The organism is Jiangella alba, from assembly GCF_900106035.1.
GTDB lineage: Bacteria > Actinomycetota > Actinomycetes > Jiangellales > Jiangellaceae > Jiangella > Jiangella alba.
The window spans coordinates 920303-938611 of sequence record NZ_FNUC01000004.1 but is presented as its reverse complement, the minus strand read 5'-3'; the positions used below and the strand labels follow the sequence as shown (position 1 = coordinate 938611).

The window sequence follows — 18309 nt, the reverse complement described above, 5'->3', positions numbered from 1 at the left end:
TCGGACCCGCGCGGCAGAATCGGACCCATGGTGACGATCGACGACGTGCGGCGGCACGCGCTGTCGCTGCCCCGCACCACTGAGGGCCTGGTCCGCGACAGCGTGAAGTTCCGCATCAGGAGCATCGTGTACGCGGCCATCTCGCCCGACGAGACGATCATGGGCTTCGGCTATCCCAGGGACGAGCGGGACGATCTGGTCGCGTCCGATCCGTCGAAGTTCCTCCCTCCGTTGAAGTCGGACGAGCGGTTCCAATGGGTACGCGTGCGGCTGGCCGCCATCGACGAGGACGAGATGCGCGAGCTGGTCACCGACGCCTGGCGCATGTGCGTCCCGAAGAAGGTCGCCGCCGCCTACGACGAGTTCGGCACGGAGGCCCCGCCAGTGTGACCCAGTCCGGTGACGATCTCGACGCTGGCCTCGCCGGTCGCCTCGAGCGTCGTGATGCCGATCAGCGGCAGGATGGCCGCCGGTTCGGTGGCGTCGGTACGCACCACGATCGTGCTGCCGTCGAGCGTGACGGTGCCGCTGATGCCCGCGGCCGCGAGGTGCTCTCGGGCCGCGGCGACCGCCCGCGCACGGTCGAGACCGGGCGAACCGAACAGCGTCGATCCATCGATCTCCTGGCCCGCCGCTCTGGCCGCCTCGGCGGCGACGGCGTCGGCCCGCTGCTGTGCGGTCAGCTGGCGCCGTCCGTCGTAGACGAGTCCGGCCACCGCGAGCAGCGCGATGGTCACAACGGCGAAGATCAGCGTGAAGCTGCCGGTTTGGTCGTGCGGGCGCATGGGCTCACCTCTCTCGGTAGGTGTCGACGGGGCTGACGGCGGTTGCCGTAAGCGTCATGGCGGGGACGTGCAGCGGCAGATCCGCGACCCGCAGCGGGCAACGGACGGTGACGGTGACGCGGCCGCGCCGGCCGGGTGGCGCGCGCAGGCCGGCCACGTCGACGTCGATCTCGGTGTGCAGGCACGCGAGCCCTTGATCGGCGAGTGCCGCGTGGGCGACCTCGGTGGCGGCATCGAGCCCGGCCGACGGGGTGCGCTGCAGCGAGGCCGCCCGCGCGGCCTCAGCGGCGGCCTGGTCGACCGCGCCGTCGGCGACCGCGTACCGGCCGGCCAACGCGATCAGCGCGATGAGGAGCAGCAGACCGGGCGCGAGGATGGCGAGTTCGAGCGTGGCCGAGCCGCGGTCGGATCGGCGTGGCTGGCGGCGCATCGACGGGCGGGGCGTGCGGTCGTCGGGCCGGCTCGCTGGGCTGCGTCCCGGCCAGCGGGGCGCGAGGTGGCCGGGTCGGCTTGCGGGGCTGCATTCAGGCCCGGGTCCGGGCCGGCGGCGGTCGCCGTGGCCGGGCGGGGTCACGGGGCGCTCCATCGACGGATGGGTGCGGTGGCCGACTGGCTGACGTCGACGCGCCAGCCGGGGATGAGGGTGGTCGAGGAGCCGGTGACCGTGACCGTCACGGTGTCGGCGCCGGTGGTCTCGCGGATGTCGCCGACCCGCATGACGGAGCCGTCGGTGGTCGCGGCAAGGAAGTCCGCCGCGCGCGCCGTGCCGCCGCTGCCGTCGTGCAGGCTGGCCGCCCGGACGCCCTCACGTGCCGCCGACAACGCGACGTTGCGAGCGTGGAACCAGAGGCCGGCGTGCACGATGCCGAAGATCAGCAGGAACACCGCCGGCCAGAGGACGACCGTCTCGAGCGTGGTCGAGCCGCGTTCGGAGGGACGGGCCACGGTGATCACCCGATCCGCATCGCGACGGGGGCGGCGAGAAGCAGCATGAACACGACCGCCGTGGCGGCCAGCGGCGCCGTCGCCCGCTCGGTGCGAGACCCGGCGCGTGCTTGATCGCTGGTCAGCAGCTCGCTGCGCATGGCCGACGCCCGGGTGCGGAGCACGTCGTAGACGGTGGCGCCGTCGCGGGCGGACATGCGCATGACGTCGCCGGTGTCGGTCAGCTCGGGCAGCCGGAGTTCGCGGCCCACCGTCCGCAGCGCTTCCCAGGCCGGGACGCCGGCCCAGCGGGCGTGCGCCAGTTCGTCGCGCACCCGCTGGAACGCCCACGACTGGCCGATGCGGGCCGCCGCCTCCAGCGACTGCGTGGCCCCGGACCCGGCCGCGCGTTCGAGGGCGACGAGGTCGACGTAGGTGGACATGGCCCGGCGGAACTCCGCGCGTTTGGCGCGGGCGAGGTCGGCGACGGTGTAGAGCGGCAGGTACGACAGCAGCAGGGCCGTGACCAGGCCGGTCACCGTCGGCACGACGAACGGGAGCCTGACGCCGCCGATCGACAACGCCGCGGAGGCCGCCGTCGGCAGCACGAGACCGACGGCCGCGCAGATGGCGCGCTCGCCGAGGAAATGCGCCACGCTGCGCCGGAGCAGGGCGAGGTCGCGGTACGGCACGTGCAGCAACGACGACCCGGCGGCGCGTCGCAGGACCACCCGCCCCACTCGGTTCGCCATTCCGCCACCGTCGACCCCGGTCGTATGGGGAAGGCTGGTCGGCCCGGTGACGTCGGTGGTTGCGTTGCGCAGAGCGGTCGCACCGATGTCGGCAGCGGCGCCCGCGGCCGTCTCGGCGACACCGGTGAGGCCGGCGCCGGGACCGGACGTTCCGGTGAGCCGCCGCGCCGTGAACACCGGATGCGGCAGCCGGCCCACCCGTCCGATCAGCTCACGGAGCAGCACCAGGAGCCCGGCCCCCGCTCCCAGCCCGAGCAGGACCGCCAGCTGTGTCGTCGTCATGGCGCACCGTCGGCGACGAGGATGCGCGGCTGCCGCGGCGTGGCGGTGATGCGGCGCATCCACACCAGACAGCCGACGTAGCCGGTCAGCAGGCCGATGAGCAGCAGCTGGCCGGAACCGGCGCGGTACGGGTCGGCGTACGGCGTGACCAGCATGAGGCCGAGTCCGCCCGCGCTGATCGCCGTGACCAGCCGGGCCGTGGTGCGGCCGCGCGCCTGTTCGGCGTCGGTGCTCCGCCGCGCGCGGACGTCGTCGCGCACGGCCGCGGCCAGGCCGTCGAGGACGCTGCTGAGCTGGTTGCCGCGACGGCGGGCGCCGAGGATCAGTGCCGCGGCGAGGAGATCGCCGGTGGCGTCGTCGAGGTCGTCGGCGAACGTGCGCAGGGCAGTCTCGGTGTCCCAACGGGCCCGTAGCCGTGCCACGAGCCTGGCGACCTGCGGTCGGATGGGCTCGGGCGCCGTGACCAGGCTGCCGGCGACGGCCTGCTCGATGCCGACGCCGACCCCGAGCACGGTGGCGAGGTTCTGCGCCCAGTCGCTCATGGCTTCCAGCCGGAGGATGTCGGACCTCGCGGACGAGGTCTGCAACAGCACCGGCAGCCCCCACACGGCTGCCGGGATGAGCACGACGGCCAGCAACCAGCCCGTGACCAGCCACACCCCCAGCCCGACGACGCCGGCCGCGGCGAGGCGGCGACGGGCCCGGCGGGCGGCCGGGGTGGCGCCACGGAGCGCCTTGGCGCAGCGAGCGAGGACGGCGCGCTGGGGTGCGGCCGGATCGTTCGGCGATCTGGCCAGGCCGAACCCGGCGGCGGCCAGCCCGCCCAGCCCGGCGACCGCGGTGATGGCGGCGACGGCCGGCCTCATGACCGGCCTCCGGTGCGCCTGGTGAGCCGGGGCAGTGCCATGCGCGGCTGCGGACGCGGAGCGCCTGCGTCGAGGCGGGCCTTGCCGTCGGGCGGCGGGGCGGCGGCCGGCGGGGTGTCGGGCGGCGAGGCGGCGGCCGGTGGCGCGTCATGTGGCAGGGCTTGGGGCGGCGGGATGTCGTGTGAGGCGGCAACGGCCGGCGGGTGGGCGCCTCTTCCGGACGCGGGCAGTGGGGTGTGGTGCGGCGGGGACTCAGGTGGCGGGGTAGCGGCCAACGGGCCGGTGCCGCTCCATCGGGACTCGGACAGGCCCGCAGCCCACTCCGACCCGGTCGGTGGCAGGCCGGCCAGCCAGGACGGTGTGGAGTCGGGCCGCAACTCACCGCCGGGGCCGAGGCGGAACACGTCGGTGATGGCCGGCAGCCCGTGCTCGCCAGGCTCGAGCGCGATGATCTCGGTGACCACGCGCCGACGCCGGGCATCGGAGGGGGTGGTGCGGGTCTCGACGTGGACGACGAGGTCGACGTGCTGGGCGATCTGGCGGTAGGCGAACTCGGCGGAGACGCGGTGACCGGCCTCCATGGCACAGGTGACCAGGCGTTCGATCGATGCGCGGGCGGAGTGGGCGTGGATGGTCGAGAGAGACCCGGCACCGGACTGCATGGCCTTGAACATCGGCAGCACCTCGCGCCCGCGCACCTCGCCGACGATGAGGCGGTCGAGGTTCATGCGGAGCGCGTCGTAGACGAGGTCGTCGAGGGTGATCTCGCCGACGGCGCGCCCGTCGGGGCCGCGTTCGCCACTGCCGGGCCGGGCCTCCCAGGCGATGATGCGACGGTGCCGCTCGCGTAGGTGATGCAGGCCGAGCTCGTACTCGGTCTCGATGGTGCCGAGCTTCTCCTCGGGATCGATCTCGTTGGCCAGAGCTCTGGTCAGGGTGGTCTTGCCGGCGCCCATCGAGCCGGACACGACGATGCTGCGGCGCGACCGGACCGCCGCGCGCAGGAACGCTGCCGCCTGGGGTGTCAGGGTGCCGCGCTCGACGAGGTCGTGGAGGTCGATGTCGACCAGGCGGTGGCGGCGGATGACCACAACCGGCTGGTGCGTCGTCCACCCCGACGCGGCCAGCCGGTGCCCGCCGTGCAGATGCAGGTGCAGGCTCGGGCTGGCCGTCGAGAACGTCCGCTCGCTGCTCCCGCCGCGCGAGGCGAGGAACGTCAGGAGGTCGACGAGCTCGTCGGCGGACTCGACGACCGGCGGCCGCCGGGTGATGCGGCCGTCGCCGTCGATGACGACCACGGGCTCGGCACCGTAGACCTCGATGTTCTCGACGGCGGGATCGTCGACGAGCGGTTGCAGCCGGCCCAGGCCGAAGAGGGCGTCGAAGACAGCCTGAGCGAGCACGGCCTGGTGGTCGACGCCGAGGGTGACGCCGCCGGTGGTGACCGTCTGCCGGATGTGGTCGTCGAGGAGCTGGGCGATGATCTCGCGGCCGGCGGCGCGGCGCCCGGCTTCGGTAGTGGTGTCGTCGACCTGGTCGGACAGCCGCGTGGCCGCCTGCTGGCGGAACGCGCGCACCAGCGCCCAGTCGACGTCGGGCTCGCTGCGCGGGGTGGCCAGCGGCAGCGCGGCGAGCGCCTCGCGGATGCTGCGCCGCGGCGGGGCGGTGCCGGCGGTCGTGGCATCGGGCGGTGGCGTGAAGATCGGTAGTCCGGTGATCTGTGGGTCGCTCATCGGACCCCCTTCCCACTGAGCACGGTGGTGTCGAGTGCGACGTCGAGGACGCGGCGGCGCCGGTCGTCGGCCGCGAGGAGCTCCGCGACCGCGCCGCGTCCGGAACGGACCAGCCGCGACGACATCAGCCGGGACAGGCTGGTGCGCAGGCGCTCGCGGCCGTTGATGCGCTCGGCCGCGGCGGGATCCCAGTCGACGCCGGCCAAGACCGGCAGCGTCGTGGCCTCGGCCGCCTCGCCGGCACGGTGTGGTCGTCCCGGGCCGACGAGCAGGAGCCCGCACCGATCGAGCGCGGCGTCGCCAGTGCCGTCGGGCAGCTGGTCGGCGTTCGCGCGCACCGCGACGAGGTCCACCAGTACTCACTAAATGTGTGAGTCAACCAGGGAGGTTCCCGTGTCTATCCACCGCTCCACCGTCCAGCTCCGCCGCAAGCGGCAGGCCCGCTACAACCGGCTCGAATGCGCCGCGTTCGTCACGTCGTTCGTCCTGTGCTGGTACGTGCTGCTGCCCTGAGCGCACGCAGCAGAGAGCCCCCGACGCCTACCCCTCCAAGGCGTCGGGGGCTCTCCGTTTCGGCGCGGGGGTCGCCGAGTCTCAGGCGAACAGCGCCACCAGGCCGAAGGCCAGGAAGGCGATGACCAGCAGTGCGGTGATGAAGGACTTCGTGTCCGCGTGAAGGTTCATGTGGGTCTCCCTAGACGAGGTCGCCGGGCTGGATGCCCAGGGCGTGTGCGAGTCGGCGGATGTTCAGGAGCGAGATGTTGCGCTGGCCGCGCTCCACGGACGAGATGTAGGACCAGTGCAGACCGGCCGCCTGGGCTAGCTGGTACTGACTCAGGCCTGCCGCGTGGCGCGCTTCCCGGAGCCGTAGGCCGAAGGCGGCCTTCAGCTCGTCGGCGCTCAGATCCACGTGAAGTCACGCATCCTCTGCCTCCTCTCCTCTGACGTCGGCCCGCCGCCGGGCCTTGATCACCAGCGGCGGGCCGATTCGCAGAACGGTACTGCGAAGTTCTTCATAGATCTATGAAGGACGACTATAAGACTATGCCGCTCACCAAAGCCATCTACGTCAGGGACGAGGACGTCGAGCTGTGGGAGCGTGCCCAGGCCTACGCCAAGGCCCGCCGCCTGAACATGAGCGCCCTCGTCCTGCTGGCCCTGGAGGCGTACCTAGGCGGCCAGGACGACACCGAACCCGGAGATCGCGTCTGAGGCCTGCCAGGTCCCGCCGGAGAACGGGGACGTGGCGCTCAGGTTGCCGCCCTCGTAGAGGCCCTGCCAGACCGGCCCCGTCGTCTGCCGGAACACCAGCAGCGTCCGGCCCGTCGAGGACGTGCCACGGCCCGCGTAGCCGGATCCGGCGACCAGCGTCCCGGCACGCGGCGTGACGGGGGGCTGGACACCGAACGTCCCGCCGGACACGGTGCTGGTCGATCCCAGAGTGAACGTGAAAGACCAGAACGTGAGCTTGCCGATGGACGCCATGGTGCCCTGCAGGGTGCCGTTCCCGACCGTCGCGTTCACCAGGGTTGGTACCCAGACGCTCCCAGCGCCCAGCAGCTCCAGCGCGTCCAGGCGGGCGCGGTCGAGGGCGAACGCGTCGGACGTCGACTCCGCCAGGAGGTTCAGCGTGTCGCTGAACGGCGCGGCCGGGTCGCTCTCCTCGTAGATCCAGAGGCCCCGTAGGTCGTAGCCCATGTCACGCCCCCCGAAGGCACAGGACGACCACCTTGGACAGGGTGCCGTCGTAGGGTCCGGCCACGTTGTGAGCACGCAGGAAGACGTTCTCCGAGTTGGCCGGTTCGTTGTCAGCTCGCGCCGTGCAGACGACGATGCCGCCGCCTGCGGTGAGCAGGCCCTGCACGATCACCTCGGTTGGGGTGAAGGGCGCGCCGTGCGGCTCCACCGCCTGGCCGTCGTCGAAGTCGACGCCAAGCAGGGTGGTGAAGTGCACGTAGTAGCCGATGTACGTCGGATGCAGGGTGGCGTTGGACGAGAAGATCGTGTTCTCGACGTCCACGAACAGCAGCCGCCGCGCGGACGGCCGTGGCTGCGAGGTCGACGCGTTGCTGAACGGCGCCGTCCGGCCCGTCCCGCCGCGCGCCACCTTCAGCGTGCCGCTGGTGATCTGGTCGGCTCGACGCGTCCCGTTGAGCTTGTCGTTCGCGAGGTAGTCCCGCGTCTTGTTGATCTCGTCGAAGCCGTTGTTGATGTCGGCCGATCCGGGCACAACATCCATGCCGACGCTTGCGGCAGTGTCGCCGTTGGCCATCAGCCGTCACCCCATTGGTACTCGCTCCACGACGTACCGTCAGGCACGTCCTCCCAACCAACTCCGGGCGGCGTGTACAGCCAGGAGCGTTCTGTGATGCCCAGCAGCCCGCGCGTGCGCACGGTCATCGAGTCGTCCGGCTGTGACCACGTGACACCGCTGATGACGCCTCGGGTCAGCCCGGCGTCCGGGATGGTCACCTGCGCGGCGTCGTACGGCCGGAGCGAGTAGTCCGAGGGCGCTCCGAGGTCGACGACGCGGCCCAGAGCCTGTGCCTTGCGGAGCATGCCGCGTGCCAGGCCGGACCCCGGGTATGGCCGCTCCACGGTCCGCGTGATGGTCCGTCCACCGGACACCCCGGCAGCGTCGTACCGGGTCTGCGCTACGCCGTTGCTGTCATCCCACTCGTAGGTGACGACCGCGCTGTCGGCCCAGTCGCCCTGGTCGCGCGAGATGGTGTCCGCGAACTGCGAGGCGTTGTCCACCGATGCGTTCCACTGACGCGGCGGGACGATGGTCTCCGGGTCTTCGAGGTGCCACAGGCCGACCTCGTCGCACCAGAGCCGCAGCCCGAACGTGCCGATGATCGACGACAGGTACTGCCAGCCGGTCTCGCCCGGCTCCCACGGCAGCGCGTCCGCCTCGACGGTCTGTGAGCCGGTGTCTCCGGCCGGTAGAGCCGCGTTCAGCGTGTGGCCCAGCACGAGGTTCACGCAGTCGCGCACGGTCGATCCAGAGGGCGTCAGGACGGTCCTGGACGTCAGGCTGTAGTCGGTCAGGGCTGCGTCGGCGGAGGCGGCCTCGATGGTCACCGTTCCGGCCTCGTGGTCGACGGTCCGGTTCCGCAGCCAGAGCGCGGCGCGCACCTTCGTGGACGGCCGCCAGCCACCGGAGTTGTACGGCTCTCCGTACTCCGCCGTGAAGCTCGCCAGCGTCGAGCGGGCGTAGCGCATGATCACGTCGTCGAAGAACAGCCTCTGGTTGGACGGGTCGATGGACGCACTGAGGACGATCCGGGCCGCCACCACGTCAGGGTTGTCCGAGACGAGAGCTGTACCGACCAGTGGTACCCACCCGTCGGTGGAGTCCAGCAGCGTCGCTCCGAACGAATCGGAGTCCATGATGTTGTCCGCCTCGTCCAGGTACTCGACGTCGAGCGAGACGGCGCGCGTGTTCGTCGCGCCGGACAGCCTGGCCCATGCGCGGCAGAAGAACAGCGACCCCTGAGACACGGCGAACGGGTCGGACACGAGATCGACGAACCGCAGCGTCGGAGGCGGAGCCACCCACGCGGTGTTGGTGCCCTCGAAGAAGCCCGCCTTATCGATGTAGTGGACTTCACCCGCAGGGGTCACCGCATCACCGAACGTGATCTCCAGATACGCCAGCGCCGCCCCTGCCGGTGCCGTGCCGGTGACAGAGACCGGAGTCCAGGATGACGTGCCGTCACCTGCTACAGAGCCAAGAACGCTTGTGATCGTGACGCCCGAACTCGTCTGCCAGACGATGTACGGCCTCACCGTACGGCCGGATGTCGCCGCGCGGACTTCAGCTACAGCCGTGTACTGCGTCCCCTCCGCAACCTGTGTCTTTAGTGGGGAGGTATTCGCCCCGATGCGGGCGCCGCCCGACGTCACGGCAATGCTGGTGGACCCCTCAGCAGCCTGGGCGCTCGTTACCGAGCGCGTGCAGCCTTCAATCGCTCCCCATCCATCCGTACTGGAGCACCGCGCCTGAGTCGACGTCAACAGGTTCACGGGGGGCGTCGGCGGAGGCGGGATCACTTCCAGGCTGTAGGTGCCCGTCCGGGCCTGGTCGCTGGTTTGCACGGCCGTGGTGCCGTTCAGGCCCGCCCAACCGGTCGTGCCGTCCTCCATCGAGGGGTTGTCGTTCAGCGTGTCGGACAGGGCACCCATGTCGTCCAGGACCATGCCCGCGTAGTCCGCCGACACGTCCGCCAGCGTGCGCGAGGTGCCGAAGGACTGGCGCATGGAGACGTGCACCGGCACCCGGTTGCGGGGGTCGAGCTGGTCCACGAGGTCCGGGTCATACGCGGCCTCGATGGTCGAGAGCGCGAACGGCACCCGGTTCTCGTCGAGGTCCAGGCGGACGTTCGTCGGGTCGACGGTCACGCCGCCGACCTGGATCCGGGTGTGGTGTGCGGAGGTGGTCACGGGATCACCTCGGCGAAGTCGAACCGGAGGAGCCACCGCGTCAGCGTCTGCGGGTCCAGCTCGCGCGTCAGCGGGCCGCTGACGACGTACGCCATGTCGGCCACGTCAACGTCGTCATCCGCCATCGTGAGGATCACGCCGGATGCGTGCAGGGTCTCCATTTCGTCACAGGCCGGCGCATCGCTGACAAGCAAGGTGAGCTGCCCGGATCGCAGCGCGGCAGGGCGGATCGTCACATCCGGATCCGTCCTGCCAATCAGCACGTGCACGCGAGTGCGCGTCTCCCGGGTCGTGTTCCAGCCGACCACCAGGAGCGGCGTGAGGGTGGTGGTCCCGTCGCTGATCGTGGTCACGTCACACCGCCTGATTCGCGAAGGTCTGGACGCGGAGCGGGACCGTGATGCCGTTGCGGCTGACGCGGTTCGCCCAGGCGACCCACGAGCTGTCATCCACCGGACCGACACGGACGCGCGGACCGTCGATGACGTCCGGAATTCCGGCCTTCAGCGCGTCCTCATAGGAACTCGACGCGATGAGCCCCTGTTCATTCCAGTTCGCTGCCGTCCGGGCCTTCTGGTCGTTGGGTGCGTCGATGAAGGCCTGGAGTGCCGGAGCCGCCGCCGGACCTAGCGACCGCACGTACTCCAGCGCCTGATCGGACAGGTAGGCCGACGCCTCAACGATGTTGGTCTGGTAGTTCCGGATCGCGTCAGCGCTGGTCTCCAGGTGCGTGTTGTAGGCGTCGAGGTTGAAGATTCCATCCTTGGTGAACTGGTCGATCGCAGACCCGGCCTGGTTGTACGCGTCCTGGATGCTGTCGGCGTAGCCCTGTGCCGCCGCCTCCTGCGCGGCCCGGGTCTCCTCGGCGTACTGCGTCAGCGCGTCACGGCGCTGCTCGTGAACGGCGATCTCGCGGTTTACGCCATCGATGCCCGCCTGGAGGAGTGCCGCAAGGCCGCTGTTCGCCTCGCCGCGTGCGTTCTGCTCTTCAACAAGCATGTCTCGGAGCCGACCGGCACGCCCTTCACGGGCGACGTGCAGCGCGTACTCATCGGAGTTCAGCTCGTTGAGGTAGGGCCGGGTGTCTTCAAGCTTCTGGATGTAGTCGTCCAGGAACTCGATGTTCCTCTGCGCTGCTTTTGGGTCACCGGCCAGACCACGCGCCAGATCCTCGAAGTTGATCCCCTCGATTTCGCGGGCGATGTCCGCGATCTTCGCCAGGTTATCGTCGGCGTCGGTGCCCGCCTCCGCCATCTCGATCAGGCGATCACGCACCAAGGTGAGTGGGGACTCGCCGGACGACCGGATCTCGTACAGCGCCCCAGTGATCTCGGAAATCCGATCCCGGAACTCCTCGGCTTCCTCCTGGCCATCCTGGAACGCCTTGATGGCGAAGCCGATACCGGCAGCGGCAGCCAAGCCAGCGACCGCACCCGCCGGGCCGAACCCTGCGAAGGCGTTAGCTGCGACCTCTTGGAAGGCGTCGGCCACGGACTCGGCGGAGCCGTCGAACGACGCGGCGGCCTCGCGCGCCGTGGAGTTGGCCTCGTCGCGGAACTCGCCTACGCCCTCCTTGGCGCGGTCGAAGCCGTCTCCGACATCGTTGCCGACCTTGCGCCCGGCGTCGCTGCTGTCCTTCCTGACGGCGTCGAAGGCCTCGCGGAAGGACGCCTCCATCTTCTCGGCAGAGGCTCCGACTTCCCGGGCGGCGGACTCGGCGTCAGCCTCGATCTTGCGCATGGAAGTGTCGAACTCGCGCGCCAGCTCGTCAGCCGGGCGGCCCTCTGTGAGGCCGTCAGAGAGCCGCCGTCCGGCGTCCTCTCCGGCCTGCTGCGCCTTCTGGACGATCTCGTCCAGGCCGCTGTCGACGCCGTCAGAGAGGCCGTCTCCGGCCTCCTGGCCCGCCCGCTGTGCCTCGCGGCTGATGTCGTCGAGGGAGTCGACGACGTCGTCCAGGGCGTCACTGACAGAGTCGGTGCCTCGGAGGAAGTCCCGCACGTTGGCGACGAACGGGACTTCAAGCGGTCGTGCCACGTGATCACTTCCCTTCGAACGCGTCGTGCGTCTTCTTGACGATGAGCGAGATCCAGAGGCTGACCATGCGCGGACCGACCTCTGCGAAGGCCGCGTAGCCGACCCGTCCCTTGGGCGTGCGGGCCGGGAGCTGTCGCATGGTGTGGCGGGTCACCCGGTGCGTCCCGGAACCGGACCGATTCCGGCGCCTGTAGGACCGAATCCGGTCCCTTTCGGAGCCGAACTCGAAGCCCGCCCACGACTCCACCGGCACCAGCCCGCCGGAGAGCTTCCGGCGACTGGACGCGGCGACGGCCTTCGGCGGGTTGCCCCCGGCGATGCGGGCGCCCTTGGCGATGATCAGCCGATCGGTCTCGGACCGTGCCCGGGAGTTGACCTCTTCCCGCCACACGGGGTTCATGGTCTGGACGGTGGCCCGCCGGATGTCCTTACTGAGGTCGCGGTTCATCACCTTCAGGGCCAGCACGGCGGCCTGAAGTTCGCGATGGTCCCCGACCTTCAGCATGGGTCAGGAGCCCAGCTCGACCAGCTCGGGCTCACCCTTCACCGGCAGAGTGACCGAGGCCGTTGCAGCCGCACCGAGCGCACCTCCGATGGCGCCCGTGGCAATCACCACGTCCACCATCCACGACGGCGTGACGCCGTCAGTGGGCGTGAACGTCATGGTCTTGGTCTGCCCACGGTTCTCCCACAGGTACCGGCTCAGACTCTCCGGCGACGCCCAGTCTTGGGCGTAGTTGATGACGACGCTGTACGTCGGATCGGTCACGTCGGTGAAGACGGCGCCCTGTCGGAGGCCTCGCCATTCGACGACGCTCTGGGACGGCGTGATGGAGATGCTGTCGCACGCCGACGCGTAGTTGTCGGCTTCGACCTCCAGCACGGAATGCTTCATGAAGATGGGGTCAACCAGCACTTCGGCCATGTCAGGATCCCTCCGGGTTGTTCGTGGTGGCGACCTGCGTAGTGATCTCGTAGGCCGGGTAGTTGGCGACGACGGTCCGGCGGGCCTCGGACCACACCAGGCCGCGTAGCTGCGGGTCGTTGTCGAGGACGTCCAGGACGTCATCGAGGGCGTCTGACAGCGCCTCGTCCGCCCGGGCCGGGTCGCTGATGCTGGACAGGACGGCGATGCTCAGGTCATGCAGCCGGGCGCCCTGCCGGTTCGGTGCGGGCGTGACGACGGTCCGGTAGATCGACACGTAGGTCTTGCCCGTCTCCGGGCCGTCTGGCGCCCACGGGTACGGCTGGACGACGTAGCTGTCGTCCAGCGCGGCGTCGATGACGTCCGCAAAGGCGGCCTGCACGCTCGTCATGACGGCGTCCCTCCGTTCACCCGCAGGCGGGCACTCGGAGGCCGGAGGAGCGCCTTGACGTCCGCGCCGAGTGGGCGGATGCGGATGGCGAACTCCCCGTCGAACCCGAGGACGTCACCGGCTGCCTCGGTGTTCTGCCAGAGATCCTGGGCCTGCATAACCGTGGCCAGCCTGTAGGCCGGTGTCCCGGTCGGCGTGTTGACCGGCGGGGCGTAGGCCTCGCACTGGATCTGGGCAGCGTCGAGCAGCGCGTTCAGTACGGCGTCGCTCTCAGGAGCGTCCGCCCACATCTGACGCGCAAACTCGACGCTTGCCCAGTCGGCCATGGTCAGCTACCCGACGGGTCGACGAGAGCCAGGCCCGCGTCCTTGTGGACGTTGACGGCGATGTAGCCGAACATGCCCGCGTCCACACCGGCGTTGGCGATGTTCAGGGCCTCGGCACGAACCGGGACCTCGGACAGCTCGTGCACGGTCGCGGCCTGGCTGACACCGACCAGGACCTCGCCGTCGTCGAGGCCCAGGTTCGGCACGACCCGGAAGCCAGCGGCGGTGCCCTCCTCCAGGCCCAGGGCCGCGTCCAGGTACTCCAGGCCCTTCTCCTGCGGGGTGAGCAGGAACTCGCGGTACATGTCCTTTGCGAGGACGGCGAAGGTGGGCGGGGCGTTGGTGCCGGTGAGCACGGCCAGCGCGCCGTCCACGATCTTGCCCCACACCGCCGAGACGCCCGACGGGACAGCGCCCGGGGTCACACCGACAGCGCTCAGCTTGGCCTCAGCCAGAACGAACGCGTCGGACTGGACGGCGTACGACTCGGTCATGGCCGCGTAGTAGCTGGCCCAGAACCCCTCGTTGCTGAAGTCGCGGAACTTGCGGTCGATGTCGTGCGCACCGGCGATGCGCTCGGACTCGATCTCGACGGCCTCAGTGGTCGGCTGGTTGGACGGCACAGCCGTCTTGTTGCCGGTGTACGGCGCCATGGTCGGCTTGGTGACCCAGCGCCACCCGGCGATCTTCGCGGCCGTCAGGTTGGCGTGGCCGAACAGCGGCACGATGCGCCGGGTGTAGGCGACGCCGTCCCACAGCTCGCCGACCCACTGCGGGACCTCGATGTCGTCGTTGATGCCGGACTGCGTGATGTCCGACAGGGCAGCCAGAAGCTGCGGGTCACGGGTCTGGCCGTAGTTGGCCAGCAGGCGGAAGACGTCCACGGGGGTGGACTTGGCGCCCAGGAGCCGACGGCCGCCACCGGCCGCCGACGCCCGCAGGTCCGCCGGGGCGGTCGCGGTACCGGTCATGTCGTCGCTCTCCTCTTCGGGGGTGTCCTCGGGCTGGTCGCCCTCGGGGGTCTCTTCCGGCTCGTCTTCGGCCGGGGTCTCTTCCTCTTCCGGCAGCTCTCCGGCGTCCTCAGCCACAAGCTGTGCGGACGGGAAGGCGGGGGTGGTCACGAAGCCCACGCCGGACAGCGCGCCACCGACGAGGCGGCCAGCGCGGATGACCGGCTCGTCGATCTCGACGGACGCTCCGGTGCGAAGGCCCTCGGTTGCCTCGGTCAGGAGGTCGTTGCCTGCCGTGGTGTTGGCCACCCGGAACGACGCGGTCAGGCCGTCCTCGTCCTCGGTGAGGGTCACGCCCTTGGCGACCGGCCGCTTTCGGTCGTGCTCCAGGTTGCCGACCAGCGCGCCGGGGTCCGAGGGAAGCGTGAGCACGCCCTTGCTGGCGGTCACCTTGCCGACGTTGGTCCGGCCCTCCTCGCCGTACGGGAGGATGCGGTAGGTCAGGGTCCGCGTGTCCGCGTCTGCGGTGAGCAGAGTGCCGTAGGCGGTGATGGTCGTCATGGTCAGTCCTCCGTCGCCGGGGCCTGCCCGGTCTGCGGGATGTCGGTCATGTCGGACAGGTCGAAGGCCACGCGCTGGCCACGGGGCACGACGTCGTCCAGGGACAGACGCGCCTCAATGGGGGTGAGCCAGAAACGCGCCGTGGTGTCCACGAATTCGTTCCGGCCGTCAACAGCCGTCGAATACTGCAGAGACGCAGACGCCAATGCAGCGTCGAGCTTGACGCCGGGAACGGACAGATACCGGCCGAAGTCCAGCGTGACGGCGTTTCGGCCCTGGACGAGAAGGTCCAACACGGTGTCACCGTGAGACTTCACTTCGATGTCGGACGGGGTGTGGAAAACGCCGCCTCCGCCGTCGATGACCTCATTGACGGAGTCCACAAGCTCGTGAATCTCTGTATCAGTCCGGGGGGTGTCGTCCGTGCTGTGGACCTCCACCGCCGGAATAGGGCGCCGAACGCGCATCGCCCATGCGCGTTCCAGATCGACCGCAGCTCGAATGGTCGTCTCCGCCATTTCCAGCAGCCCTTCATGAGGGCCGGGGATGAGAAGTACGGATTCTGGGGTGACGGTCTGTCCCTGCACAAAGATCTCGAAAGAGTCGGGGTCGAAGTTCCACCATTCGCGGGGGACACGCGCCGCGTCCGTAATCTGACCAGCGGTGGAACGCTCCACAGCCCACAGCGACCACCCGGAGAACACCAGGTCGTCCAAGGTCCACAGCATCCGGTGGAACGGAGAGGTCCCGCCGTTGGTCCGGTACATCCACGCGGGGGTGGCGACCTCGGTTTCATTCCGGAATGCGCGCAGCGGGTTCCGGGCGAGATTGCAGATGAGGTTGCGACCACCAGCGACAGCCGGAATGGACATCGCCATCTCTCGGTTGACCGGTGCCTTGGAGCCGAGAAGATCGCTCCAGACGACACGACTCAGATTGCTGGTACTGAATGGCGACGTCGGAGGAAGGGCAGGGTTCTCTACCGAACGTCCGGGCCGCTGATTCAGCAGGCGCCACGCGGAGAGAAGGCCCACAAAGCGCAGTGTAAGTCACTTTCTGGAAATGCTGATTTGTATCAATGCACCGTGAATTGTCAAGCCGCGCGACGTGCAATGATGCGGGACTTCCGAATGACCGGGAGCCGGTCGAATGCGAGAAGCGCTTCCGAGGCTGCGACCACCGGGGCGACCGGACCCTTGGACGCCCGGCGGGCGAAGAGCTGGCCGCCTTCGAGGTTGCGCCAGGCGGCGGCCTCTGCGGCGTTGTCCAAGCCGGGCTGCTTGAAGTGCCGTAGCTTCCCGTCGTCCAGCGCCTCGACCAGAGTTGAGGCCGCGACGTGCATGTCCTTGACAATCAGCGGGCTGACCTTCGGCTTGGGCCGGGCACGCTCCAGCCCTTCGGCCACCTTCAAGTTGGCGCCGATGCTGTCATGGTGCACGGGAATGCGGTACTTCAGGGACACCCGCAGCGCCTCGCGTCCGACGTCCGCCGGGGAGCCGTGCTCCAGCAGCTCGACGTAGGCCACGCCGTCATCGTCGCGCCAGGCGGCCACCAGCGCGGCGGAGCTGCTGTCGATCTCGACGTCGAACGCGATGGAGAAGCGCTCCGGCTTGGCCACGGGGATGTCTAGCCCGGACGCCGTCCACTTCTCCTCCGACAGGGCGCGCTTGTCGTCGGTGCCCGGCCACTGGCCGCAGTACTCGCGTGCCCACGTGGCCTTGTCCATGCCCGCGCGGCGCGCGCGCAACTTGTCCAGGGTGGTGAGGCCGTTGCGGAGGCCGGGGTGCCAGAGCGGCCACAAGGCCTCATTGTCCACGTCCTGGCCCCGCTGGGCGGCGTCCTCAATGAGGGTGTGTCCGGGCTTGCCGTTGCGGCCCGCCTCCAGGCTGTCCCAGAACCACCCGGCCCGGACCTTGCCCGGCGTTCCGGCAAGGACCACACGGCCGTCGTCGCGAGTGTCGAAGAGCGGCATGATGCCGCCTCGGAGGTCGTAGGAGACCTCGGCGTCAAGCTCCTGCTGCTCGTCCAGGAAGGCCACGTCCGCAGCGTCACCACGGACACTCTTGTCCTTGGGTGGTACCACCCACAGCATGGAGCCGTTCGCCCACTCGAAGGACTCGTGACCCACGGACTTGTTGATCTTCGGTCCGCCGTCGGCGTGCGGGTGGTGACGCTCCAGCAGCCTGGCCATCCCGAGGAACCGGCGCCGCGCCATGATGCCGCTCTGCGCGGACGTCAGGATCATGAAATCGTCGCGCTCTTCACACAGGCCGATCCACCGGCACCACAGCGCGGTCGTCTTCCCGGTGCGTCGTGGCTCGGACATGGCGGTCGTCTCGTGGGCGTCCTCCAGGATCTCGTCCCATTCGAGCTGGTGAGCCTTCAGCGCAGAGCGTCCGGTGAAGCCGAGACGCTTCGCTCCGCGCTCCATCGGCCTCATGAGCCGGCCTCTGTCTGACCTGCGACGATGCGCCTGCGCGAAAAATGGGAGCGGACTTCGGGTGGGTTTCGGACATCGATCTCAAAAACGATCACCATCGTCTGATCCGCTCCCTTCGCTCTCGTCCGCCCGACTTGGCTGCTCGCATCCGTGCCATGCCCAGCCGTCCACCGCTGCTGTCCGAGCAGCGCTTGTGCTCTGCTGCCCAGTTCGACGGGTCGAGCATCGGCCCGCCCTCAGCCAGCCCGTGCACGTGACCGCAGACCCACGGCTCTCGGTCCAGCTCGATCGCACGACCACAGCGCCAGCACGTCTGCACCGCACCCCGGGCACGCACCACCGCACGGGCACGGCGCACCACCTCGCCGGTCCAGCGTCGGCGTGCTCCGGTCGCGGGCACGGTCAGTCCTCGACCCTGCGCCTGCGCCGGATGACCCACACGTCTTCCCGAACGCCGTCCTTGACCGGGCCGTGTGAAGACCAGTACACGACCGTGTCCGCGTCGCTCTCCTGGGCCACCTCGACCATGCGCTTACCGAGCTGGATTCCCGCCTTCAGTCGGGCCTCAGAGTCGGGGTGCATGGTCGGCTTCCCGATGAGTTCTGTCGGGTCGGCTTCGAACTCAACTCGGATGGGTCGCATGGGTCACCAGGCCTTCTTCTTGTCACCGAGCTGCCGACGCAGCGAGTGATACGCAGCGTCCTTTCCACGGTCCAAGCCCTTGCGCTTGATGCGCTGCTTTGGCTGTCGCTTCATTGGCTCTCCTGGGGAATGGTTGGGCCGGGGTCGCGCGCCGGGTGGTGTAGGGGCACGACCCCGGAGTCTCGCCAACCATGGGCATTCCTCGCTAGCAAGGACGGCCATTCGAAGCGTAACCCGCTCCTGCTGTGTTTC

General features: G+C 69.7%; 23 protein-coding genes. 2 read left to right on the top strand and 21 right to left on the bottom strand.

Going from position 1 to position 18309, the window contains the following annotated elements; genetic code table 11:
- Positions 1-27 precede the first annotated feature (27 nt).
- Positions 28-390: an MmcQ/YjbR family DNA-binding protein gene (locus BLV02_RS22210; protein WP_069110183.1), complete on the top strand. Its 363-nt coding sequence runs from the start codon at positions 28-30 to the stop codon at positions 388-390.
- On the opposite strand, the gene BLV02_RS22205 is transcribed toward BLV02_RS22210, so the two are convergent.
- From BLV02_RS22205 to BLV02_RS22170, 8 genes are all read right to left on the bottom strand, one after another.
- A complete protein-coding gene (locus BLV02_RS22205; protein WP_069110182.1) occupies positions 354-785 on the bottom strand; it encodes a pilus assembly protein TadG-related protein in 432 nt (143 codons plus the stop codon). The genes BLV02_RS22210 and BLV02_RS22205 overlap by 37 nt on opposite strands.
- Before the next feature lie 4 nt (positions 786-789).
- Complete coding sequence (locus tag BLV02_RS22200) at positions 790-1215, bottom strand: TadE/TadG family type IV pilus assembly protein (protein WP_069110181.1); 426 nt, start codon at positions 1213-1215, stop codon at positions 790-792.
- A 140-nt stretch (positions 1216-1355) separates the two neighbouring features.
- Positions 1356-1730: a TadE family protein gene (locus tag BLV02_RS35815; protein WP_171906685.1), complete on the bottom strand. Its 375-nt coding sequence runs from the start codon at positions 1728-1730 to the stop codon at positions 1356-1358.
- Between the two features lie 5 nt (positions 1731-1735).
- Positions 1736-2743 carry a type II secretion system F family protein gene (locus BLV02_RS35810; RefSeq protein WP_069110179.1) on the bottom strand — a complete coding sequence of 336 codons (1008 nt, stop codon included), beginning with the start codon at positions 2741-2743 and terminating at the stop codon, positions 1736-1738.
- A complete protein-coding gene (locus BLV02_RS22185; RefSeq protein WP_069110178.1) occupies positions 2740-3609 on the bottom strand; it encodes a type II secretion system F family protein in 870 nt (289 codons plus the stop codon). The genes BLV02_RS35810 and BLV02_RS22185 overlap by 4 nt, the downstream gene beginning before the upstream one ends.
- Positions 3606-5342 carry a TadA family conjugal transfer-associated ATPase gene (locus tag BLV02_RS22180; RefSeq protein ID WP_069110177.1) on the bottom strand — a complete coding sequence of 579 codons (1737 nt, stop codon included), beginning with the start codon at positions 5340-5342 and terminating at the stop codon, positions 3606-3608. The genes BLV02_RS22185 and BLV02_RS22180 overlap by 4 nt, the downstream gene beginning before the upstream one ends.
- The gene (locus tag BLV02_RS22175) at positions 5339-5695 is read right to left on the bottom strand and encodes a hypothetical protein (RefSeq protein ID WP_069110176.1); all 357 of its coding nucleotides are present in this window, start codon (positions 5693-5695) and stop codon (positions 5339-5341) included. The genes BLV02_RS22180 and BLV02_RS22175 overlap by 4 nt, the downstream gene beginning before the upstream one ends.
- A gap of 341 nt (positions 5696-6036) precedes the next feature.
- On the bottom strand, positions 6037-6252 hold the full coding sequence (locus tag BLV02_RS22170) for a helix-turn-helix domain-containing protein (RefSeq protein WP_069110175.1): 216 nt from the start codon (positions 6250-6252) through the stop codon (positions 6037-6039).
- 134 nt (positions 6253-6386) lie between these two features.
- Between BLV02_RS22170 and BLV02_RS36660 the strand changes: the two genes are divergently transcribed.
- The gene (locus BLV02_RS36660) at positions 6387-6554 is read left to right on the top strand and encodes a hypothetical protein (RefSeq protein ID WP_171906684.1); all 168 of its coding nucleotides are present in this window, start codon (positions 6387-6389) and stop codon (positions 6552-6554) included.
- Here the strand turns inward: BLV02_RS36660 and BLV02_RS22160 are convergent.
- The 13 genes from BLV02_RS22160 to BLV02_RS22100 all read right to left on the bottom strand — a co-directional run bounded on the left by BLV02_RS22160 (position 6513) and on the right by BLV02_RS22100 (position 18057).
- A complete protein-coding gene (locus tag BLV02_RS22160; RefSeq protein WP_069110174.1) occupies positions 6513-7040 on the bottom strand; it encodes a hypothetical protein in 528 nt (175 codons plus the stop codon). The two genes, BLV02_RS36660 and BLV02_RS22160, sit on opposite strands and share 42 nt — an antisense overlap.
- 1 nt (position 7041) lies before the next feature.
- Complete coding sequence (locus BLV02_RS22155; RefSeq protein ID WP_141711447.1) at positions 7042-7614, bottom strand: hypothetical protein; 573 nt, start codon at positions 7612-7614, stop codon at positions 7042-7044.
- On the bottom strand, positions 7614-9788 hold the full coding sequence (locus BLV02_RS22150) for a hypothetical protein (RefSeq protein WP_069110172.1): 2175 nt from the start codon (positions 9786-9788) through the stop codon (positions 7614-7616). The genes BLV02_RS22155 and BLV02_RS22150 overlap by 1 nt, the downstream gene beginning before the upstream one ends.
- On the bottom strand, positions 9785-10141 hold the full coding sequence (locus BLV02_RS22145; RefSeq protein ID WP_069110171.1) for a hypothetical protein: 357 nt from the start codon (positions 10139-10141) through the stop codon (positions 9785-9787). Before BLV02_RS22145 ends, BLV02_RS22150 begins: the two co-directional genes overlap by 4 nt.
- A 1-nt stretch (position 10142) precedes the next feature.
- Positions 10143-11822: a hypothetical protein gene (locus tag BLV02_RS22140; protein ID WP_141711446.1), complete on the bottom strand. Its 1680-nt coding sequence runs from the start codon at positions 11820-11822 to the stop codon at positions 10143-10145.
- Between the two features lie 4 nt (positions 11823-11826).
- Positions 11827-12327 carry a hypothetical protein gene (locus BLV02_RS22135; protein WP_069110169.1) on the bottom strand — a complete coding sequence of 167 codons (501 nt, stop codon included), beginning with the start codon at positions 12325-12327 and terminating at the stop codon, positions 11827-11829.
- A gap of 3 nt (positions 12328-12330) precedes the next feature.
- The gene (locus tag BLV02_RS22130) at positions 12331-12747 is read right to left on the bottom strand and encodes a hypothetical protein (protein ID WP_069110168.1); all 417 of its coding nucleotides are present in this window, start codon (positions 12745-12747) and stop codon (positions 12331-12333) included.
- Position 12748: 1 nt separating this feature from the next.
- Positions 12749-13138: a hypothetical protein gene (locus tag BLV02_RS22125; protein ID WP_069110167.1), complete on the bottom strand. Its 390-nt coding sequence runs from the start codon at positions 13136-13138 to the stop codon at positions 12749-12751.
- Positions 13135-13464, bottom strand: coding sequence for a phage gp6-like head-tail connector protein (locus BLV02_RS22120; protein ID WP_069110166.1), 330 nt, complete (start codon positions 13462-13464; stop codon positions 13135-13137). Before BLV02_RS22120 ends, BLV02_RS22125 begins: the two co-directional genes overlap by 4 nt.
- 2 nt (positions 13465-13466) lie before the next feature.
- Positions 13467-14975, bottom strand: coding sequence for a hypothetical protein (locus BLV02_RS22115; protein WP_069110165.1), 1509 nt, complete (start codon positions 14973-14975; stop codon positions 13467-13469).
- 2 nt (positions 14976-14977) lie between these two features.
- Positions 14978-16009, bottom strand: a complete 1032-nt coding sequence (locus BLV02_RS22110) for a phage portal protein (protein WP_141711445.1) — start codon at positions 16007-16009, stop codon at positions 14978-14980.
- A 59-nt stretch (positions 16010-16068) separates the two neighbouring features.
- On the bottom strand, positions 16069-17406 hold the full coding sequence (locus tag BLV02_RS22105; protein WP_176986536.1) for a hypothetical protein: 1338 nt from the start codon (positions 17404-17406) through the stop codon (positions 16069-16071).
- 411 nt (positions 17407-17817) lie between these two features.
- Complete coding sequence (locus tag BLV02_RS22100) at positions 17818-18057, bottom strand: hypothetical protein (protein WP_069110162.1); 240 nt, start codon at positions 18055-18057, stop codon at positions 17818-17820.
- Between the last annotated feature and the right edge of the window lie 252 nt (positions 18058-18309).